Here is a 17,648-nt window from a genome sequence, read left to right as displayed (position 1 = left end):
GAGGCGCGCATTCTACGCTTCCCTCAGGGCCTGTCAAGCGTTTATTTTGAAGTTTTTCGTTCAAATTCAACTGCTTGACTCGCTGCGATCTCTCGTTAGCGGGAGGCGAATTCTACAGCGTTTCAATCCGCTGTCAACCGCCTTTTTCACCGCTAGCGATCTTTCGATCGAAGCCCTTCCAACACCATCATGAACCGCTAACTCTTTGAAACTCAAGGAGTTTTTAGTTCCGACTGCGCCGGAAGAGGTGCGAATTATAGAGAGATTAAATCGAGCGTCAAGGCGTAACTCAGGAAAACCCGAACAAAAGAATAATGCGCAGTATATTGCTCATCTTTTGACCTTTGCGCATCATAATGCCCCACGCCTCTTCTTATATAAGGAACGCCCCTTCGCAATGAACAGCCAACCCCGCAGCCTGGCCGCCACGCTCTTCCCTATCGGCTTGCTGCTGATCGCCATGGCCTCGATCCAGTCCGGCGCCTCCCTGGCCAAGAGCATGTTCCCGATCGTGGGGGCCCAGGGCACCACCACCCTGCGCTTGATCTTCGCCAGCATCATCATGCTCCTGCTGCTGCGCCCCTGGCGTGCCAAGCTCAGCGCCAACACCCTGCGCACCGTGATCATCTACGGCATGGCCTTGGGCGGAATGAACTTCCTCTTCTATATGTCACTGCGTACCGTACCCTTGGGGATCGCCGTGGCACTGGAATTCACCGGCCCCTTGGCCGTAGCCCTGTATGCCTCGCGACGGGCCGTGGATTTTCTCTGGATCGGCCTGGCGGTCATTGGCTTGCTGCTGTTGATTCCGATCGGCCAGACCAACGCTGGTATTGACCTGGTCGGCGCAGGCTACGCGCTGGGAGCCGGAGTGTGTTGGGCGCTGTACATTCTATATGGGCAGAAAGCCGGCGCTGAGAACGGTATCCAGACCGCTGCCCTGGGCGTGATGATCGCCGCGCTGTTCGTCGCGCCCTTCGGCATCGCTCATGCCGGCAGCGCGTTGCTGACCCCCGCCCTGCTGCCGATCGCCCTGGGTGTAGCGATACTGTCCACGGCCCTGCCCTACAGCCTGGAAATGGTTGCACTCACACGCATGCCGACACGCACCTTCGGCACCCTGATGAGTATCGAGCCTGCCTTTGGTGCACTCTCCGGCCTGCTGTTCCTCGGTGAAGTGCTGAGCGCTGTGCAATGGCTGGCAATCGCCGCAATCATCACCGCTTCGGTCGGTGCCACCTTGTCGCTGCGCAAGGAAAGCCCACCGCTGGTCGCCGCCGACTGATTTGAGAAATATTTGCATTTAAATAGACACTGGTCATTGTGCCGGGCAGCCGCCATCTTTAAGCTGTAACTCAACGTCAATCTTGTAGATATCTAATTGACCAGGCAAGGACGCGAACAAACCGCAGGACGACGGACAGGAAATTAGACACGGGCGCCAGACCCGGTAAGCATTAAGGACAGGAATGAAACGAATTTTGCTCATCCTAGCCATATTGGCTGTCGCGGGATGTGCGGCGACGGCGAAGACCGAAGTCAAACGAGGCAAGAAAGGCCTGCATATCAATTGTTCCGGCCTGTCTTCATCCTGGGAGAAGTGCTACACCAAGGCCACCGCCTCCTGTGGCAGTAAAGGTTACAAGGTGATTGCCCGCTCAGGTGACGACGACTCCGAACCCGGAGACTATCCCTTTGGCCTCAATCCGGCCGGCTATACCAGCCGCAGCATGATTGTGCTCTGCAAGTAAGCACCTTCCAGTAAAAAGGGCAGCTCATTGACTGCCCTTTTTTGTGTCATGCCGCTGCAATCAAATTGCCGCAGCACGCCGCTGCAGCCACTCCAAGGCCTCGCCTTCGAGCAATGGCGCCAGGCGCTCGCGCACTTGGGCATGGTAGCCATTAAGCCAGTCACGCTCCTCAATAGTCAGACGCTCCGCCAGCAGGCAACGGGTATCGATCGGGCACAACGTCAGGGTTTCAAACTCGAGGAAGTCGCCAAACGCACTCTTGCCCACCTCGCGATTGAACACCAGATTCTCGATACGCACACCCCACTCACCCGGGCGGTAGGTACCTGGCTCAATTGAGGTAATCATGCCTGCCTGCATGGCAGTTTGTGCGGCGGCGACCGCCTGATAAGCGATGACCTGCGGCCCCTCATGCACATTCATGAAGTAACCGACGCCATGCCCGGTGCCATGCCCGTAGTCGACTTGCTCAGCCCAGATAGGCGCCCGGGCAATAGCATCGAGCAGTGGCGACAGGATGCCCCGCGGGAATCGCGCCCGGGACAACGCGATGACCCCCTTGAGCACGCGGGTGCAGTCGCGCTTTTGTTCAATAGTAGGGTTGCCGATCGGCACCATCCGGGTAATGTCGGTAGTGCCGCCCAGATACTGCCCACCAGAATCGATCAGCAGCAGGCCATCACCTTCAATTCGTGCGTGAGACTCATCGGTAGCGCGGTAATGCGGCATGGCGCCATTGGCATTGAAGGCCGCAATGGTTGAAAAGCTCAAGGAGACGAACCCGGGGCGACGGGCACGCGCTGCACTGAGCTGCTCATCCACCGTCAGTTCGGTGATCGGCTCGCCACGCTCGCGGGCCGCCTCGAACCAGGCGAAGAATTCACACAGTGCCGCGCCATCCTGCTCCATCACCTTGCGAATATGATTCAGGTCGGCCGTGCTTTTCTGCGACTTGGACAGCGTGGTCGGATTCAACCCCTCGACCAGGCGAACCCCGTTGACGGTGTTGGCCAACAGGCCGCTGGTGACGCGGGCCGGGTCTAGCAACAGGCTCGCGCCGGCAGGGATTGCCGCTAGCGCCGGGGCAACCTCTGCGTAATCACGCAAGGTGATGCCGTCGACCTCCAACACATAGCGCAGATGCTCGTCGACCTTGCTCCGGGCGACGAACAGGATGGCCTGGTCCTGACTGATCAAAGCAAAGGAGACAAACACCGGGTTATAGGAAACGTCGCTACCACGCAGATTGAACAGCCAGGCGATGTCGTCCAGGGTAGCGATGAAATGCCAGTCGGCGCCGCGTTCGCGCAAAGTCTGGCGCAGGCTGGCCAACTTCTCGGCGCGACTGACCGTGGCCTCGGGCGGCAAGTGCTGGTAGACCGGATTCTCAGGCAGCGCCGGGCGGTCATCCCAAACCTGCGCCAGAAGGTCTTTTTCGGTGAGCAACTGGATGCTGCGCGCCTTGAGTCGCTCGCCCAGCTGGCGTGCGGAGGCCAATGCCATCACCGCCCCGTCAACCGCAACCACCCCACCTTCAGGCGCCTGCTCGGCCAACCAGTCCAGCGGCCCGGGCTGGCCCGGCTGCAACTTCACCAGTTCGATGGTGCTACCCGCCAGCTCCTTTTCCGCCTGTTCCCAATAGCGGCTGTCAGCCCACAGGCCAGCAAAACTGGCAGTGACGATCAAGGTGCCCACCGAACCGTGGAACCCTGACAACCATTGCCTGGCCTGCCAGTACCCGGGTAGGTACTCGGAAAGATGCGGGTCGGCCGACGGTACCAACAGGGCGTCGACACCCTCGCGCTGCATTACTTCCCGAATACGTGCCAAGCGCGTATTCACCGCTTCCTGCGTTGAAGACTGAGTGTTCATGCTGACTCCTGCTACCACGGCATCCATTGTTATTGACGCAGATAATGGAGCAGGCTTCAGCCCCGGGCAACTGCCCAGAAGGGTTGTGACTGTAACGAGGCCTTTATCGCCCGCACGGCCTGGTCGATATCCTGCATCTGGGTGTAACGCCCCAGACTCAGGCGAATGCTCTGGCGCGCAGCCTGAGGCTCATGCCCAAGCGCCAGCAATACGTGGGAGGCAGCATTGGCTGCCGAGTTGCAAGCCGAGGTGGATGAGAAGGCCAGGGCGTGCGCTAACTGCTGCAAATCAGGATGCTCGCCTCGGAAGGTCAAGCTCAGCGTGTGCGCAATGCGCTGCCCGGCACTGCCATTGAGCTGTATCCCAGGTATGCCCAGCAATTGTTCCTTGAGCCGTTGCTGCAAGTGGCGAATACGCTCGGACTCTTCTGCGAACAGTGTCTGGGCCAGGGCAAACGCCTCGCCCATGCCCACGATCTGATGCGTCGCCAGGGTCCCGGAGCGCAGGCCGCCCTCATGCCCGCCGCCATGCATCTGTGCCTGCAGCAAAGGCCTGGCACGCTCACCGACATACAGCGCACCGATACCTTTGGGCCCGTAGACCTTGTGCGCGGAAAAAGACATCAGATCGACCTGCCAACGAGCCAGGTCAATCGGCAACTTGCCCGCGCCCTGCGCCGCATCCACGTGCAGCAACGCACCGTGCTTGCGAACCACCTCGGCCAACACCGGGATGTCGTTGACGGTCCCCAGTTCGTTGTTCACCAGCATGACTGAAACCAGAAAGGTATCTTCGCGCAGGGCACCACGCAGCGCCTCGGCGCTGATCAAGCCCTGCTCGTCAGGCGCAAGCAAGGTCAGGCTAAACCCGTCCCGCTCCAGCTGGTGCAACGTATCGAGCACTGCCTTGTGCTCGAGCTGGCTGCTGATGATGTGACCACCCTGGCGCCCCTGGGCGATCCCCTTGAGCGCCAGGTTGTTCGATTCAGTGGCGCCGGAAGTCCAGATGATCTGCTCGGCCTGGGCACCCACCAGCCCGGCGACCTGCTCCCGTGCATGCTCCACAGCCTCACGGGCACTGCGCCCATAGCAATGGGAGCTGGAAGCCGGGTTGCCGAAATTGCCCGAGGCGCCCAGACACGTGACCATGGCCTGGATGACTCGCTCGTCGACTGGTGTCGTGGCGGCGTAGTCGAAGTACAACGGTAGGGTATTCATGACAGCAGGCTCTCTGGTTGTCGTCGCCCTTTGAAGCAGGCGCTTCCTGAATCTATGTAGGCAAATTCACAAGGCATAGTGCATCAACCTTTCATAGAACTGTAAATTATTGATTTGCATATTTATATAACCAAAAGTACATTCCTCAACTACCTCGCTGAACTTCTGTAGTTTCTGGACTTCACAATCAGTACAGCCCTGCACGGAAGAAATCGCAATGACACAGGGAAGCAAAGCCAGGGAAAGCCCCCCCCTGAATCACCTCGAGGATCTGCCCATGCTCCGATCGACCGACCGCAAGCAAGGCGTGGTCTTGCTGGATACCCGTCAGCGCACCCCCGAGCATGAACACAGCGTACACCTGAAGCTTGCCGAACGACTGGCGCAACTGTTTGACACCGAAGTGGTAGAGCCCGGCAAACCACCGACAGCCAGGGAAAACTTCTACTACCTGCCCACTGAAACCCTGATTGGCACCGAACACTATCGGGACATGGGCATTGCCGCAGCGACGGACCTGTTTGGCGGCCTGGTCAGCCAGCCCTACATGGCGACCAAAGCAATCTCTCACCCGCTACTGACCGATGCACGCTTTCCGCTGGGCTGGACCGATGACTTTGCCCGCCTGGCCCAGGATGCGCTGCTGCGTGGCTACAGCGTTTTCAGCCTGAGCGATGCGGTTCGCGCAGCGCAACTACTACTGCGCGAGGGTCCGCTACGGTTCAAGCCCGTGCGTGCTACCGCCGGCCGCGGGCAAAGGGTGATCACCAGCATGAAAGCGCTGGAGCAGGCGCTTGAGGGCATGGATGAACAGGAGATCGCCCTCTGCGGCTTGACCCTGGAGGAAAACCTCAGCCAGGTGCAGACCTTCAGCGTCGGCCAGGCTCTGGTAGCCGGGATTCTCTGCAGCTATTACGGCACCCAGCAACTGACCCACGACCACCAGGGCGAGGAAATCTACGGGGGTTCCGATCTGGTGCTGGTACGCGGGGACTATGACGCCCTGCTGCAACTGGAACTGGAAGATCACCTGCGCCTGGCCATCACCCAGGCCAGGACTTACGAGCAAGCGGCACTGCAGGCCTTTCCAGGCTTTATTGCCTCACGGCGCAACTATGACGTAGCGCGCGGTCTGAACAGCCAAGGCAAGATACGCAGTGGTGTGCTCGAACAATCCTGGCGCGTCGGTGGCGCCAGCAGTGCCGAGGTTCTGGCGCTGCAGGCATTTGCCGCGGACCCTGCGCTCAACCGCGTGCGCGCCTCTACTCATGAGGCCTTCGATGCGCCGCCGTTGCCGGCCGATGCTACGGTTTTTTATCAGGGGGACGACAGCGAACTCGGACGCGTCTGCAAATACGCACGGATCCGCGACTATGACCATCCATAGCGAACCGATCGAGATCCAGGTAGATGGCCAAACCATCGCCGGGACCATCGTCAGCCCCGGCGCCAAGGTTCCCGGGATCCTCTTTGTCCACGGTTGGGGCGGCAGCCAGCAGCGCGACCTGGCCAGGGCCAAGCAGATCACTGGCCTGGGTTGTGTGTGCATGACCTTTGACCTGCGCGGCCACGAGAAAACCCAAAGCCAGCGTCTGAGCGTGACCCGCGAGCAGAACCTGGCCGACCTGATTGCCGCCTATGATCGGCTGGTCAGCCACCCGGCAGTCGATACCAGCGCCATCGCCCTGATCGGTAGCAGCTATGGCGGTTACCTGGCGGCCCTGTTGACGGCATTGCGGCCAATCAAATGGCTGGCATTGCGCGTCCCGGCGCTTTACTGGGATGACGAATGGAGCCTGCCCAAACAGGCTCTAGACCGTCAACGCCTAGGCGACTACCGTCAGCGCCAGCTAGGCCCCGGCGACAACCGCGCCCTGGGCGCCTGCGCCGAATTTGCCGGGGACGTGCTGCTAGTCGAGTCAGAACAAGACAACTATGTACCACACAGCACCCTGATGAGTTACCGCTCGGCTTTCGTCAGCGCCCATTCGCTGACCCACAGAATCCTCGACGGTGCTGACCACGCCCTGTCCACCGACCGTAGCCAGAAAGCCTACAGTTCGATACTCGGTGCCTGGATCAGTGAAATGGTCATTGGCGCGCGGCTTGATCGCTACCCGCACCATTCACCCTGGTATTCCTGAGGCCATCGGCAGTTGGCAATGCAGCCCGTGTTCGGCAGTGCGTGCCAGGCTGCTGAGGGTCTGGAAGGCATTGAAATTAACGCCCCTGGCCTGGTGCTCACGAATCAGCTGCAGGAAAGGTTCCTGCTCAAAGCTGCTGACCGCCGCTTCCCAGGCCGCCCGCGATTGCCATTGCAGGTATTGCAGGACCCGGCTGCCATCGTCGCTGGCCTGAACACTGGCAGCGACCAAACCACCATGCTGTACGGCCAACTGCTCGCTGCGCGCTACCAGGGCTTGAGCCAAGGCGTGTTGACGCGCCGGTGCGACCTCGAATTCGATCATCTGGGTAAACCCCAGGCTATTGGCTAAAACCCCCATGAACTTGCTCCCTCTGCCTTTGCACTTGCGGTGCGATGGCAGGCAGGGTAAAACCTCGAGCTAACTAGAGGTCAAGAGAAAATTGTGCCATGCCCGAGTCAGCCCAGAGCGTCCTCAGCGTGGGTCAGTTGTCGGCGCGCAGCGGCGTCGCCGTCACCGCCCTGCACTTTTACGAAAGCAAGGGCCTGATTTACAGCACGCGCAGCGCCGGCAACCAGCGGCGCTACTCGCGCAATACGCTGCGCCGGGTCGCGGTGATCAAGATGGCACAGCGTCTGGGTATCCCCCTGGCAACCATACATGCCGCATTGCAGACATTACCGGTAGGCCGTGCACCGAGCGTGAAGGACTGGCAGCGGCTATCGGAGCAATGGCGCCAGGACCTGAGCCGGCGTATCGACAAGCTGATGGTGCTGCGTGACCAGCTTGACAGCTGCATCGGCTGCGGCTGCATGTCGCTACAAAGCTGCCCGCTACGCAACTGTAACGACCAACTCGGCGAACAGGGCCCGGGGCCGCAATTGCTGGAGCCGGGACCCGAGCGCGATGACTAGAAGGTGCTTTCCCACCACCGGCCGCGCAAGCATAGGTATCTACACATCCCTCGATTGGGTGATGACGCAAAGGCGCAAGGCTTGAGATGAGGTCAAGCCTGCCAGGCGTATGCCGCAAGGCTTGTGGCGCACTTGAGATCGAGCGCCGCCCGCGCGGCGCATCGCCGGCAACGCCGGCTCCCACATTTTTTGCAACGTGCCATGGCCTGTGAGAGCTGCATTCTCCGTCTTATGTGCAACGGACAAACGCGCAGCCCACACCGGATCAAATCAGGATCAGTTCGCAACGCCCGCAAGGCGTCGCCGGTAATCGCTGGGGGCGAGCCCGGTCACTTTGAAGAACACTTTACGAAAGGCGCCCGGGTCCTGGTAACCGACGCCCCAGGCAATCTGGTCAATCGAGCGGTTAGTGAACTCAAGCATTCGGCACGCCCGGCCAACCCTGACCTGCTGGCAATATTCGGTAGGTTTGAGGCCGGTAGCACTGCGAAAACGGCGCAGGAAGGTGCGTTGTTCAAGGCCGGCGCAAGCAGCCATGACGGCCAGTGAAACCTCTCGCGCACCACTGCCCTGCAACCAATGCTGGACCTTGAGCACCGCCTCGTCGCCATGATCCAGGCGCGGGCTGAAGACGCTGCCTGGGTGTTGCCCACCACTGGCCCGCTCGACCGCCAGAAAGCGCGCGGTCTCCGCCGCCAGGGTCTCACCCAGATAGCGCTCGACCAGTCTCAAGCCCAGGTCAGTCCAGGCCATCAACCCGGCTGAGGTAATGATGTCGCCATCATCGAGTAGCGGCAGGTTGGCTTCGACCTGAACCTGGGGAAAACGCTCGACCAGTGATTGCGCGAAATTCCAGTGTGTGGTCGCCGGGCGGCCATCGAGCAGGCCGCTGGCAGCGATGAAGAACACTCCGACGCAGACCGACACCAGCAGCGCCCCGTCAGCATGCCATTGGCGCAGGTTGGCACAATAGCGCTCGAGTAATTCCGGCGCAGGGGCCTGGGTCAGGCTTGGCGGAACAATCATCGCTCGCACCTGGTGCTCCGCGCCAGGGTGCGTGTCGAAGGTTACCTGCAATGGCTGACCAGTGCTCTCGCTCCAGTGGCTGACACGCAATTGCGGTCGCTCCAGCGCTCCCAGCTCCAAACGCAGGCGGTTGGCCACCGCAAACAGGTCGGTCAAGCCATGGACGGCGGCCAACTGCGCACCGGGATAGACCAGCACGCCAATTTCCAGAGTGTCCTGCGCCGTTGCCATTGTCAGTTTTTCCCGCCAATTTGTCGTTCGCGCCAATCCGCAAGCGCATCGCTCAAGCCTATAACTATCACCACGCCACAACCACTCCCTGACATGAGGCTTTTGACATGAGCAAGCAGGCACTGATAGTCATCGACATCCAGAACGACTACTTCCCCGGCGGCCAATGGCCCCTGGACGGCGCCGATGCGGCAGCCGACAACGCCGCCAGCATCCTTGAGGCCGCCCGCGCCCGCGCAGACCTGGTGGTGCATGTGCGCCATGAGTTCGAGTCCAGTGATGCGCCGTTCTTCACCCCGGGCTCGGAAGGCGCGCAGATTCACCCCAAGGCGGCCAACCGCAAAGGTGAGCCGGTGTTGCTCAAGCACAAGGTCAATTCCTTTCTCGGTACCGGGCTCAAGCAATTGCTCGATGACGGGAAAATCAGCCACGTCACGGTGATCGGCAGCATGAGCCACATGTGCATCGATGCGGTCAGCCGCGCGGCTGCCGATTATGGTTATGGCGTAACAGTGATTCACGACGCCTGCGCGACCCGTGCCCTGGAATTCAACGGTGTCACCGTACCGGCGGCGCAGGTGCATGCAGCCTTTATGGCGGCCCTGGCCTTCGCTTACGCCCAGGTGATTTCCACCGAGGACTATCTGACAAGCGTCACGCGCTAGGTGCACTGACCCGCTGCGTGCTCAGATCACTACATTGCGCACAAAGCGGGTCGCCACCTCGCCGTCATTGCGATAGGTATAGCGGCGGTTGCTGGCAAAGGTGAAGAATTCGCCGGAATTGAGCAGGTGCTTTTGCCCCTCGACGTCAAGGGTCAGGCAACCTTCGAACACGAACAACTGCTCGCTCCAACCATCAGCATCGGGCTCGCAGGGATAGACCTCACCAGGCTCCAGGCGCCATTCCCACAACTCAACTTCACGGCTGGCGGCGGAGCTGGCCAGCAGCACGGCCTTGCTGCCAGGATGCACACCGGTCCAGGCCAGCTCGTTGATCCGGCTCGGGTCGCGGTTGTCTGGCGCTTTGATCAAGTCGCTGAAGGCAACTTGCAGGGCTTCGGCGATCAGGTCGAGGGTGGTCAGGCTGACATTCTTCTCACCGGCTTCGATGGCCACCAACATGCGCCGGCTGACCCCGGACTTCTGCGCCAGGGCACTCTGGCTCAAGTCGGCGGCATGGCGCAGGCGGCGAATGTTCTGGCTGACATGTTGCAGCACGGACGCGCGCTGACTGGAATCTTTGTGCACTATATTGCTCATTAATAGGGGTTGCGCAGTATACTGCCCACTTTCGCCGCAATTGTGCGTCGACCTTCATCCGTGTGCAAGGCCATGACCCCGACGAACTCCGCTGAACGCCCTTCCGTTTCCTTCCGGCTGAGCAAGGCCGAACTGGTGCTGGTGTTTATCACCATGCTCTGGGGCGGGACGTTTTTGCTGGTGCATAACGTGATGACGGTCAGCGGCCCGATGTTCTTCGTCGGTCTGCGCTTCGCCGCCGCAGCGCTGTTCGTCGGTCTGGTCTCGGCCCGCTCGCTGTCCGGCCTGACCGCCACCGAACTCAAGGCCGGGGTGCTGATCGGTGTGTCGATCATGCTCGGCTACGGCCTGCAGACCGCTGGCCTGCAAACCATCAGCAGCAGCCAGTCGGCGTTCATCACGGCGCTGTACGTGCCCTTCGTGCCCTTGCTGCAATGGCTGGTGCTGGGCCGCCGCCCGGGTTTGATGCCAAGCCTGGGTATCGGCCTGGCGTTTGCCGGGCTGATGCTGCTGGCTGGCCCTGGCGGTGGTTCCCTGCAGTTCAGCCCCGGCGAGATCGCCACCCTGATCAGTGCCGTGGCCATTGCCGCAGAAATCATCCTGATCAGCCGCTACGCTGGCCAAGTGGACGTGCGCCGGGTGACCGTGGTGCAACTGGCTACCGCCTCGGCGTTATCATTCATGATGGTGGTGCCGACCCAGGAACGTCTGCCGGACTTCTCCTGGCTGTTACTGCTCAGCGCCGTGGGCCTGGGGGCAATGAGCGCAGTGATCCAGGTGGCGATGAACTGGGCGCAGCAATCGGTTTCGCCGACCCGCGCCACCCTGATCTATGCCGGTGAGCCGGTCTGGGCCGGCATCGTCGGGCGCATCGCCGGCGAACGCCTGCCGGGGGTGGCTTTGCTTGGAGGGCTGCTGATTGTTATTGCCGTGGTGGTCAGTGAACTAAAGATTCGCCGCCGTGACCAGGAGCAGCCCCGGGAGATCGCCAGCGAAGAACGGGAAGCGGGCCTCTGATCTGCAAATGCAGGCTATCCTTTGAAAAAAACTGTTATAAAAAAAAGGATTGATACAGCGCTCTTGTAGGATTCTGCGACAGCTTGCGGGTTGGTGATCCACCAGTCGCCACGTATGATCCCTTACAAACTCCTGCAGATTAGAAATCTATGTCCTTGATAGTGCTACTGCTTCTGCCGTTTGTCGGCAGCTGCCTGGCGGCTGTCTTGCCGCACAACGCACGCAACAGCGAATCGCTGCTGGCCGGTCTGGTCGCCCTAGTGGGCACCGTCCAGGTCGCCTTGATGTACCCGCAGATCGCCCATGGCGGCGTGATCCGTGAAGAATTCCTCTGGCTGCCGAGCCTGGGCCTGAATCTGGTCCTGCGCATGGACGGTTTCGCCTGGCTGTTCTCCTTGCTGGTGTTGGGCATCGGCACTCTGGTATCGCTGTACGCGCGCTACTACATGTCCCCACAAGACCCGGTACCGCGCTTTTTTGCCTTCTTCCTGGCGTTCATGGGCGCGATGCTCGGCCTGGTGATTTCCGGCAACCTGATCCAGATCGTGTTCTTCTGGGAGCTGACCAGCCTGTTCTCGTTCCTCTTGATTGGTTACTGGCACCACCGCGCCGACGCCCGGCGTGGTGCCTACATGGCCCTGATGGTCACCGGTGCAGGCGGGCTATGCCTGCTGGCGGGGGTACTGCTGCTCGGCCATGTGGTTGGCAGCTACGACCTGGACAAGGTCCTTGCTGCCGGCGAGCAGATTCGCAACCATGCCCTGTATCCCATCCTGTTACCCCTGATCCTGCTTGGCGCGCTGAGCAAAAGCGCGCAATTCCCCTTCCACTTCTGGCTGCCCCATGCCATGGCGGCGCCTACGCCTGTCTCGGCTTACCTGCACTCGGCAACCATGGTCAAAGCTGGGGTGTTCCTCCTGGCGCGCCTGTGGCCTTCGCTCTCCGGCACTGAAGAATGGTTCTGGATCGTCAGCGGCGCCGGCGCCGCCACCCTGGTGCTGGGCGCCTTCGCGGCGATGTTCCAGAACGACCTCAAGGGCCTGCTGGCCTACTCGACCATCAGCCACCTGGGCCTGATTACCCTGCTGCTCGGCCTGAACAGCCCATTGGCGGCGGTCGCAGCAGTGTTTCACATCCTCAACCACGCGACCTTCAAGGCATCGCTATTCATGGCCGCAGGCATCATCGACCACGAAAGCGGCACCCGAGACATTCGCCGCCTCAGCGGCTTGTTCCGGTTGATCCCCTTCACTGCGACCCTGGCCATGGTGGCCAGCGCCTCGATGGCCGGGGTGCCGTTGATGAACGGTTTCCTGTCCAAGGAGATGTTCTTTGCCGAAACCGTGTTCATCAATTCCACCGCCTGGGTCGAAGTAGCCCTGCCGGTGATTGCCACCCTCGCCGGCACCTTCAGCGTGGCCTATGCCTTGCGCTTTACCGTCGACGTGTTCTTCGGCCCTGCGGCCAGCGACCTGCCGCATACGCCCCACGAGCCGCCTCGCTGGATGCGTGCACCAGTCGAATTGCTGGTGATGACTTGCCTCGTGGTCGGCATCTTCCCGGCACAGTCGGTCGGCCCGCTACTGGCCGCCGCCGCCTTGCCGGTCGTCGGCGGCACGCTGCCCGAGTACAGCCTGGCCATCTGGCATGGCTGGAACGCCCCGCTGATCATGAGTCTGATCGCCATGAGCGGCGGTATCGTGCTCTACCTGCTGCTGCGCAACCAGTTCAAGCGTGGGCGCTTCCCCGCACCACCGCTGATCGAGCGCTTCAACGGCAAACGTCTGTTTGAGCATGGCCAGGTGCTGATCATGCGTATCGCCCGACGTTTCGAGCGGGTGTTCACCACCCGTCGCCTGCAGAAACAGCTGTTCATGCTGGTACTGATTGCCCTGCTGGCCGGCTTGCTGCCGATGCTGCACAGCGGCCTGAGCTGGGGCGACAGGCCGAAGATCCCGGGTTCCGGGGTATTTGTCATGCTCTGGCTGATCGCCATTGCCTGCGCCCTGGGCGCGGCCTGGCAGGCCAAGTACCACCGCCTGGCGGCCCTGACCATGGTCAGTGTCTGCGGCCTGATGACCTGCATCACCTTCGTCTGGTTCTCGGCCCCGGACCTGGCCCTGACCCAACTGGTGGTCGAAGTGGTCACCACGGTGCTGATCCTGCTCGGCCTGCGCTGGCTGCCACGGCGAATCGAAGGCGTCTCGCCGCTACCAGGCACCCAGGAGCGCGCACGCCTGCGCCGCTTGCGCGACCTGCTACTCGCGGTAGGCGTGGGCGGCGGCATGGCGTTGCTGTCCTATGCCATGCTGACCCGCCCGACGCCCAACGACATTTCCTCGTTCTACCTGAGCCGCGCCCTGCCCCAAGGCGGCGGTAGCAACGTGGTCAACGTGATGCTGGTGGACTTTCGGGGTTTTGACACCCTCGGCGAGATCACCGTGCTGGTGGCCGTGGCCCTGGCGGTATTCGCCCTGCTGCGGCGCTTCCGCCCGCCCAAGGAGAGCATGCAACTGCCGGCCCAGCAACGGCTGCTGGCCCCGGACGTGGTCACCGACCTGGTCAACCCGCGCCACGCCGCCGACACTGCGCTGGGCTTCATGATGGTGCCGGCTGCCCTGGTGCGACTGCTGCTGCCGATTGCCCTGGTGATCTCGATGTACCTGTTCATGCGTGGTCACAACCAGCCCGGTGGCGGCTTCGTGGCCGGCCTGGTGATGTCGGTGGCGTTCATCCTTCAGTACATGGTGGCCGGCACCCAGTGGGTCGAGGCGCAGATGAGCCTGCGGCCGCTGCGCTGGATGGGCACCGGCCTGCTCTGCGCGACCCTCACCGGGGTCGGGGCCATGCTGCTCGGCTACCCGTTCCTCACCACCCATACCGCGCATCTGCACCTGCCATTGCTGGGTGACACCCACCTGGCCAGTGCGCTGTTCTTCGACATCGGCGTGTTTACCGTGGTGGTCGGCTCGACCCTGCTGATCCTCACCGCGCTGGCGCACCAGTCGGTGCGTGGTCACCGCCCGGGCGGCCAACACAAACCCACCCAAGCAGGAGCCGCCTGATGGAAGAAGTCATTGCAATTGCCATTGGTGTGCTCGCCGCCTCGGGGGTCTGGCTGATCCTGCGGCCACGCACCTTCCAGGTGGTGATGGGCCTGTGCCTGCTGTCGTACGGGGTCAACCTGTTCATCTTCAGCATGGGCAGCCTGTTCATCGGCAAGGAACCGAGCATCAAGGACGGCGTGCCCCAGGACCTGCTCCACTACACCGACCCGCTGCCACAGGCGCTGGTGCTCACCGCGATCGTCATCAGCTTCGCCATGACCGCACTGTTCCTGGTAGTACTGCTGGCCTCTCGCGGCCTGACCGGGACCGACCATGTCGATGGCCGGGAGCCTAACGAATGAATGCGATGAACCAATTGATCGTCGCACCCATTCTGCTGCCACTGCTGACGGCGGCGCTGATGCTGCTGCTCGGGGAAAAACGCCGCCCCCTCAAGGCCCGCCTCAACCTGATTTCCAGCCTGGTTGGGCTGGGCATCTCTATTACCCTGCTGCTATGGGTACAGGGCCAGGGGCAAGCCAGCTCAATCGGCGTGTACCTGCCCGGCAACTGGCCGGCACCCTTCGGTATCGTCCTGGTGGTAGACCGCCTTTCGGCCCTGATGCTGGTACTGACCGGCATCGTCGGGGTCAGCGCCCTGGTGTTTGCCATGGCCCGCTGGGACGGCGCCGGCGCCAGTTTCCACGCTTTGTTCCAAATCCAGCTGATGGGCCTGTATGGGGCGTTCCTCACCGCCGACCTGTTCAATCTGTTCGTGTTCTTCGAGGTCTTGCTGGCCGCCTCCTACGGCCTGATCCTGCATGGTTCAGGCCGCGCTCGGGTCAAGGCCGGGCTGCACTACATCGCCATCAACCTGCTGGCCTCGTCGTTGTTCCTGATTGGCGCGGCGATGCTCTACGGCGTCACCGGCACTCTGAACATGGCGGACCTGGCCGTGAAGATCCCGCTGGTGCCAGAGGCCGACCGCGGCCTGCTGCATGCCGGTGCGGCGATCCTGGCTACAGCGTTTTTGGCCAAGGCCGGGATCTGGCCGTTGAACTTCTGGCTGGTACCGGCATACTCCTCGGCCAGTGCGCCGGTGGCTGCGCTGTTCGCGATCATGACCAAAGTCGGCTTCTATACCGTGCTGCGCCTATGGACCTTGCTGTTCTCCGGCCAGGCCGGTGCCTCGGCGTACTTTGGCGGCGACTGGTTGATCTATGGCGGCCTGGCCACCCTGGGTTGCGCGGCGGTCTCGATCCTGGCAGCCCAGCGCCTGGAGCGCATGGCCAGCCTGAGCATCCTGGTTTCAGCCGGCACCTTGCTTGCGGCCATCGGCTTCGGCCAGGCGGCCCTGACCGCAGCGGCGCTGTTTTATCTGGTCAGCTCGACCCTGGCGCTGTGTGCGTTGTTCCTGCTTGCTGAACTGATCGAACGCTCACGCTCGGCCAACGATATCCCGCTGGACGATGACGGTGAGGGCCTGCCCTCGCCGGTGGAGTCGCTGCATCCACCCAAAGGCATCAACCTGGATGATGAACAGAAGGCGGTGATCGGCCAGGTGATTCCCTGGACCATGGCCTTCCTGGGCTTGAGCTTCATTGCCTGCGCCTTGCTGATCATTGGCATGCCACCGCTGTCGGGCTTCATCGGCAAGCTCAGCCTGATCAGTGCACTGTTCAATCCGCAGGGCCTGGGTGTAGCGCCGGAGCAACCGCTGAGTGTCGCTGGCTGGATGCTGGTGGCCTTGCTGGTGCTCTCGGGCATGGCCTCACTGATTGCCCTGACCCGTGTCGGCATCCAGCGCTTCTGGACGCCACAAGAACGCCCGTCGCCACTGCTGCGCCGTTACGAATGCATACCGATCGTGCTGCTGCTGGGCTTGTGCGTACTGCTCAGCCTGCGCGCCGAACCCTTGCTGCGCTATACCCAGGATACCGCCGCAGCCCTGCAGGACCCGGAGCAGTACGTGAATGCCGTGTTCGGTACCCGACCGATTCCGGGCCCCACCAGCCTGGCCGCCAGCGCCGGGGTGCAGCCATGAAGCGCCTGTTCCCTGCTCCGCTGCTGTCATTTTCGTTGTGGCTGTTGTGGCTGGTGCTGAACCTGTCGCTCAGCCCCGGCAATCTGCTGCTGGGTGCCCTGCTGGGCTTCATTGCGCCGCTGCTGATGGCGCCATTGCGGCCGCTGCCAGTGCGCATCCGCCGCCCCGGCACCATCGTGCGCCTGATCCTGCGGGTTGGCGTCGACGTGCTGGTGTCCAACCTACAGGTTGCCCGTGCCGTATGGACAGCCAAGCGGCGCCCACCGCGCTCACGCTTCGTCCACATCCCCCTGGACCTGCGCGACGCTCACGGCCTGGCGGCCTTGTCGATGATCACCACGGTGGTCCCCGGGACCATCTGGTCGGAACTGGCACTGGACCGCAGTGTGCTCTTGCTGCATGTTTTCGATCTGGGTGACGAGGCGCAGTTCATCGAACATTTCAAGCACACCTACGAACGCCCGCTGATGGAGATCTTCGAATGACTGGCCTGCTTGCCAACGCCATTCTCGCCAGCCTGTTCATCTTCTCCCTGGCCATGGCCCTGACCCTGGTGCGACTGTTTCGTGGTCCCTCGGCACAGGACCGGGTACTGGCGCTGGATTACCTGTACATCCTGGCCATGCTGATGATGCTGGTGCTGGGTATCCGCTATGCCAGTGACACCTATTTCGAAGGCGCCCTGCTGATCGCCCTGTTCGGCTTTGTCGGCTCCTTCGCCCTGGCCAAATTCCTCTTGCGTGGCGAGGTGATCGAATGATCAATGCCAATGAATTGCCGTTCTGGGTAGAAGTCCTGGTCGCCAGCCTATTATTGCTGAGCAGCTTGTTTGCCCTGAGCGGCGCTGTCGGCCTGATTCGCCTGAAAGACTTCTTTCAGCGCATGCACCCGCCGGCACTGGCTTCGACCCTGGGCGCCTGGTGCGTGGCCCTGGCCTCGATCCTGTACTTTTCCATGCTCAAGCAAACGCCGGTGCTGCATGCCTGGCTGATTCCAGTGCTGCTGGCGATCACCGTGCCGGTCACCACCTTGCTGCTGGCACGGGCGGCGTTGTTTCGCAAGCGCATGGCCGGTGACCAGGTACCTGAAGAAATCAGCAGCGGGCGTGATCGCGGAAACTGAA

At 61.8% G+C, this 17,648-nt stretch carries 18 protein-coding genes and 1 pseudogene; 14 read left to right on the top strand and 5 right to left on the bottom strand.

Annotated features, from left to right (window positions below; all coding sequences use genetic code 11):
* The 3 genes from M5G17_RS07310 to M5G17_RS07300 all read left to right on the top strand — a co-directional run.
* Nucleotides 1-193, top strand: a 193-nt coding sequence (locus tag M5G17_RS07310) for a hypothetical protein (RefSeq protein WP_273892308.1), incomplete at its 5' end; no start/stop codon positions are given.
* Nucleotides 194-397: 204 nt separating this feature from the next.
* Nucleotides 398-1,285: a threonine/homoserine exporter RhtA gene (gene rhtA / locus M5G17_RS07305; RefSeq protein WP_273892307.1), complete on the top strand. Its 888-nt coding sequence runs from the start codon at nt 398-400 to the stop codon at nt 1,283-1,285.
* Nucleotides 1,286-1,469: 184 nt separating this feature from the next.
* Entirely contained in the window at nt 1,470-1,751 is a 282-nt protein-coding gene (locus M5G17_RS07300) for a hypothetical protein (protein WP_273892305.1), read from the top strand.
* Between the two features lie 60 nt (nt 1,752-1,811).
* Here the strand turns inward: M5G17_RS07300 and M5G17_RS07295 are convergent, their stop codons facing one another.
* On the bottom strand, nt 1,812-3,623 hold the full coding sequence (locus M5G17_RS07295; protein ID WP_273892304.1) for an aminopeptidase P family protein: 1,812 nt from the start codon (nt 3,621-3,623) through the stop codon (nt 1,812-1,814).
* 56 nt (nt 3,624-3,679) lie between these two features.
* Nucleotides 3,680-4,840: a cysteine desulfurase family protein gene (locus M5G17_RS07290; RefSeq protein ID WP_273892303.1), complete on the bottom strand. Its 1,161-nt coding sequence runs from the start codon at nt 4,838-4,840 to the stop codon at nt 3,680-3,682.
* 277 nt (nt 4,841-5,117) lie between these two features.
* Between M5G17_RS07290 and M5G17_RS07285 the strand changes: the two genes are divergently transcribed.
* Complete coding sequence (locus M5G17_RS07285; protein WP_420793394.1) at nt 5,118-6,227, top strand: DUF3182 family protein; 1,110 nt, start codon at nt 5,118-5,120, stop codon at nt 6,225-6,227.
* Nucleotides 6,214-6,984: an alpha/beta hydrolase family protein gene (locus M5G17_RS07280; RefSeq protein ID WP_273892302.1), complete on the top strand. Its 771-nt coding sequence runs from the start codon at nt 6,214-6,216 to the stop codon at nt 6,982-6,984. Before M5G17_RS07285 ends, M5G17_RS07280 begins: the two co-directional genes overlap by 14 nt.
* Here M5G17_RS07280 and M5G17_RS07275 read toward each other — a convergent pair.
* Nucleotides 6,954-7,344 (bottom strand): annotated as a pseudogene (locus tag M5G17_RS07275) (antibiotic biosynthesis monooxygenase family protein). The gene M5G17_RS07280 and the pseudogene M5G17_RS07275 sit on opposite strands and share 31 nt — an antisense overlap.
* An 89-nt stretch (nt 7,345-7,433) precedes the next feature.
* On the opposite strand from M5G17_RS07275, the gene soxR reads away from it, so the two are divergent.
* Nucleotides 7,434-7,898, top strand: a complete 465-nt coding sequence (gene soxR, locus M5G17_RS07270) for a redox-sensitive transcriptional activator SoxR (RefSeq protein ID WP_273892300.1) — start codon at nt 7,434-7,436, stop codon at nt 7,896-7,898.
* A gap of 276 nt (nt 7,899-8,174) precedes the next feature.
* Here the strand turns inward: soxR and M5G17_RS07265 are convergent, their stop codons facing one another.
* On the bottom strand, nt 8,175-9,155 hold the full coding sequence (locus tag M5G17_RS07265; protein WP_337993366.1) for a GlxA family transcriptional regulator: 981 nt from the start codon (nt 9,153-9,155) through the stop codon (nt 8,175-8,177).
* Between the two features lie 107 nt (nt 9,156-9,262).
* Between M5G17_RS07265 and M5G17_RS07260 the strand changes: the two genes are divergently transcribed.
* On the top strand, nt 9,263-9,820 hold the full coding sequence (locus tag M5G17_RS07260) for a cysteine hydrolase family protein (RefSeq protein ID WP_273892299.1): 558 nt from the start codon (nt 9,263-9,265) through the stop codon (nt 9,818-9,820).
* 21 nt (nt 9,821-9,841) lie between these two features.
* On the opposite strand, the gene M5G17_RS07255 is transcribed toward M5G17_RS07260, so the two are convergent.
* Entirely contained in the window at nt 9,842-10,405 is a 564-nt protein-coding gene (locus M5G17_RS07255) for a helix-turn-helix domain-containing protein (RefSeq protein ID WP_273892298.1), read from the bottom strand.
* Nucleotides 10,406-10,489: 84 nt separating this feature from the next.
* On the opposite strand from M5G17_RS07255, the gene M5G17_RS07250 reads away from it, so the two are divergent.
* The 7 genes from M5G17_RS07250 to M5G17_RS07220 all read left to right on the top strand — a co-directional run bounded on the left by M5G17_RS07250 (nt 10,490) and on the right by M5G17_RS07220 (nt 17,647).
* Nucleotides 10,490-11,434, top strand: coding sequence for a DMT family transporter (locus M5G17_RS07250; protein ID WP_273892297.1), 945 nt, complete (start codon nt 10,490-10,492; stop codon nt 11,432-11,434).
* A 149-nt stretch (nt 11,435-11,583) separates the two neighbouring features.
* Entirely contained in the window at nt 11,584-14,499 is a 2,916-nt protein-coding gene (locus M5G17_RS07245) for a monovalent cation/H+ antiporter subunit A (protein ID WP_273892296.1), read from the top strand.
* Nucleotides 14,499-14,843: a Na+/H+ antiporter subunit C gene (locus M5G17_RS07240; protein ID WP_130263990.1), complete on the top strand. Its 345-nt coding sequence runs from the start codon at nt 14,499-14,501 to the stop codon at nt 14,841-14,843. Before M5G17_RS07245 ends, M5G17_RS07240 begins: the two co-directional genes overlap by 1 nt.
* On the top strand, nt 14,840-16,525 hold the full coding sequence (locus M5G17_RS07235; RefSeq protein WP_273892295.1) for a monovalent cation/H+ antiporter subunit D: 1,686 nt from the start codon (nt 14,840-14,842) through the stop codon (nt 16,523-16,525). Before M5G17_RS07240 ends, M5G17_RS07235 begins: the two co-directional genes overlap by 4 nt.
* On the top strand, nt 16,522-17,010 hold the full coding sequence (locus M5G17_RS07230) for a Na+/H+ antiporter subunit E (protein ID WP_273892294.1): 489 nt from the start codon (nt 16,522-16,524) through the stop codon (nt 17,008-17,010). The genes M5G17_RS07235 and M5G17_RS07230 overlap by 4 nt, the downstream gene beginning before the upstream one ends.
* Nucleotides 17,007-17,285: a K+/H+ antiporter subunit F gene (locus M5G17_RS07225; RefSeq protein WP_130263987.1), complete on the top strand. Its 279-nt coding sequence runs from the start codon at nt 17,007-17,009 to the stop codon at nt 17,283-17,285. The genes M5G17_RS07230 and M5G17_RS07225 overlap by 4 nt, the downstream gene beginning before the upstream one ends.
* Nucleotides 17,282-17,647, top strand: a complete 366-nt coding sequence (locus tag M5G17_RS07220; RefSeq protein ID WP_273892293.1) for a Na+/H+ antiporter subunit G — start codon at nt 17,282-17,284, stop codon at nt 17,645-17,647. The genes M5G17_RS07225 and M5G17_RS07220 overlap by 4 nt, the downstream gene beginning before the upstream one ends.
* Nucleotide 17,648 lies beyond the last annotated feature (1 nt).

This window comes from Pseudomonas rubra (assembly GCF_028656935.1).
Taxonomy (GTDB): Bacteria; Pseudomonadota; Gammaproteobacteria; order Pseudomonadales; family Pseudomonadaceae; genus Aquipseudomonas; species Aquipseudomonas rubra.
Note: the sequence above shows the minus strand (reverse complement) of the source record. Positions and strands in the feature narration are given on the sequence as shown.

Bases quoted from the DNA above. Each gene is read 5' to 3' on its own strand.
- rhtA (WP_273892307.1), top strand. From the start codon at position 398: ATGAACAGCCAACCCCGCAGCCTGGCCGCCACGCTCTTCCCTATCGGC.
- M5G17_RS07300 (WP_273892305.1), top strand. From the start codon at position 1,470: ATGAAACGAATTTTGCTCATCCTAGCCATATTGGCTGTCGCGGGATGT.
- M5G17_RS07295 (WP_273892304.1), bottom strand. From the start codon at position 3,623: ATGAACACTCAGTCTTCAACGCAGGAAGCGGTGAATACGCGCTTGGCA.
- M5G17_RS07290 (WP_273892303.1), bottom strand. From the start codon at position 4,840: ATGAATACCCTACCGTTGTACTTCGACTACGCCGCCACGACACCAGTC.
- M5G17_RS07285 (WP_420793394.1), top strand. From the start codon at position 5,118: ATGCTCCGATCGACCGACCGCAAGCAAGGCGTGGTCTTGCTGGATACC.
- M5G17_RS07280 (WP_273892302.1), top strand. From the start codon at position 6,214: ATGACCATCCATAGCGAACCGATCGAGATCCAGGTAGATGGCCAAACC.
- soxR (WP_273892300.1), top strand. From the start codon at position 7,434: ATGCCCGAGTCAGCCCAGAGCGTCCTCAGCGTGGGTCAGTTGTCGGCG.
- M5G17_RS07265 (WP_337993366.1), bottom strand. From the start codon at position 9,155: ATGGCAACGGCGCAGGACACTCTGGAAATTGGCGTGCTGGTCTATCCC.
- M5G17_RS07260 (WP_273892299.1), top strand. From the start codon at position 9,263: ATGAGCAAGCAGGCACTGATAGTCATCGACATCCAGAACGACTACTTC.
- M5G17_RS07250 (WP_273892297.1), top strand. From the start codon at position 10,490: ATGACCCCGACGAACTCCGCTGAACGCCCTTCCGTTTCCTTCCGGCTG.
- M5G17_RS07245 (WP_273892296.1), top strand. From the start codon at position 11,584: ATGTCCTTGATAGTGCTACTGCTTCTGCCGTTTGTCGGCAGCTGCCTG.
- M5G17_RS07240 (WP_130263990.1), top strand. From the start codon at position 14,499: ATGGAAGAAGTCATTGCAATTGCCATTGGTGTGCTCGCCGCCTCGGGG.
- M5G17_RS07235 (WP_273892295.1), top strand. From the start codon at position 14,840: ATGAATGCGATGAACCAATTGATCGTCGCACCCATTCTGCTGCCACTG.
- M5G17_RS07230 (WP_273892294.1), top strand. From the start codon at position 16,522: ATGAAGCGCCTGTTCCCTGCTCCGCTGCTGTCATTTTCGTTGTGGCTG.
- M5G17_RS07225 (WP_130263987.1), top strand. From the start codon at position 17,007: ATGACTGGCCTGCTTGCCAACGCCATTCTCGCCAGCCTGTTCATCTTC.
- M5G17_RS07220 (WP_273892293.1), top strand. From the start codon at position 17,282: ATGATCAATGCCAATGAATTGCCGTTCTGGGTAGAAGTCCTGGTCGCC.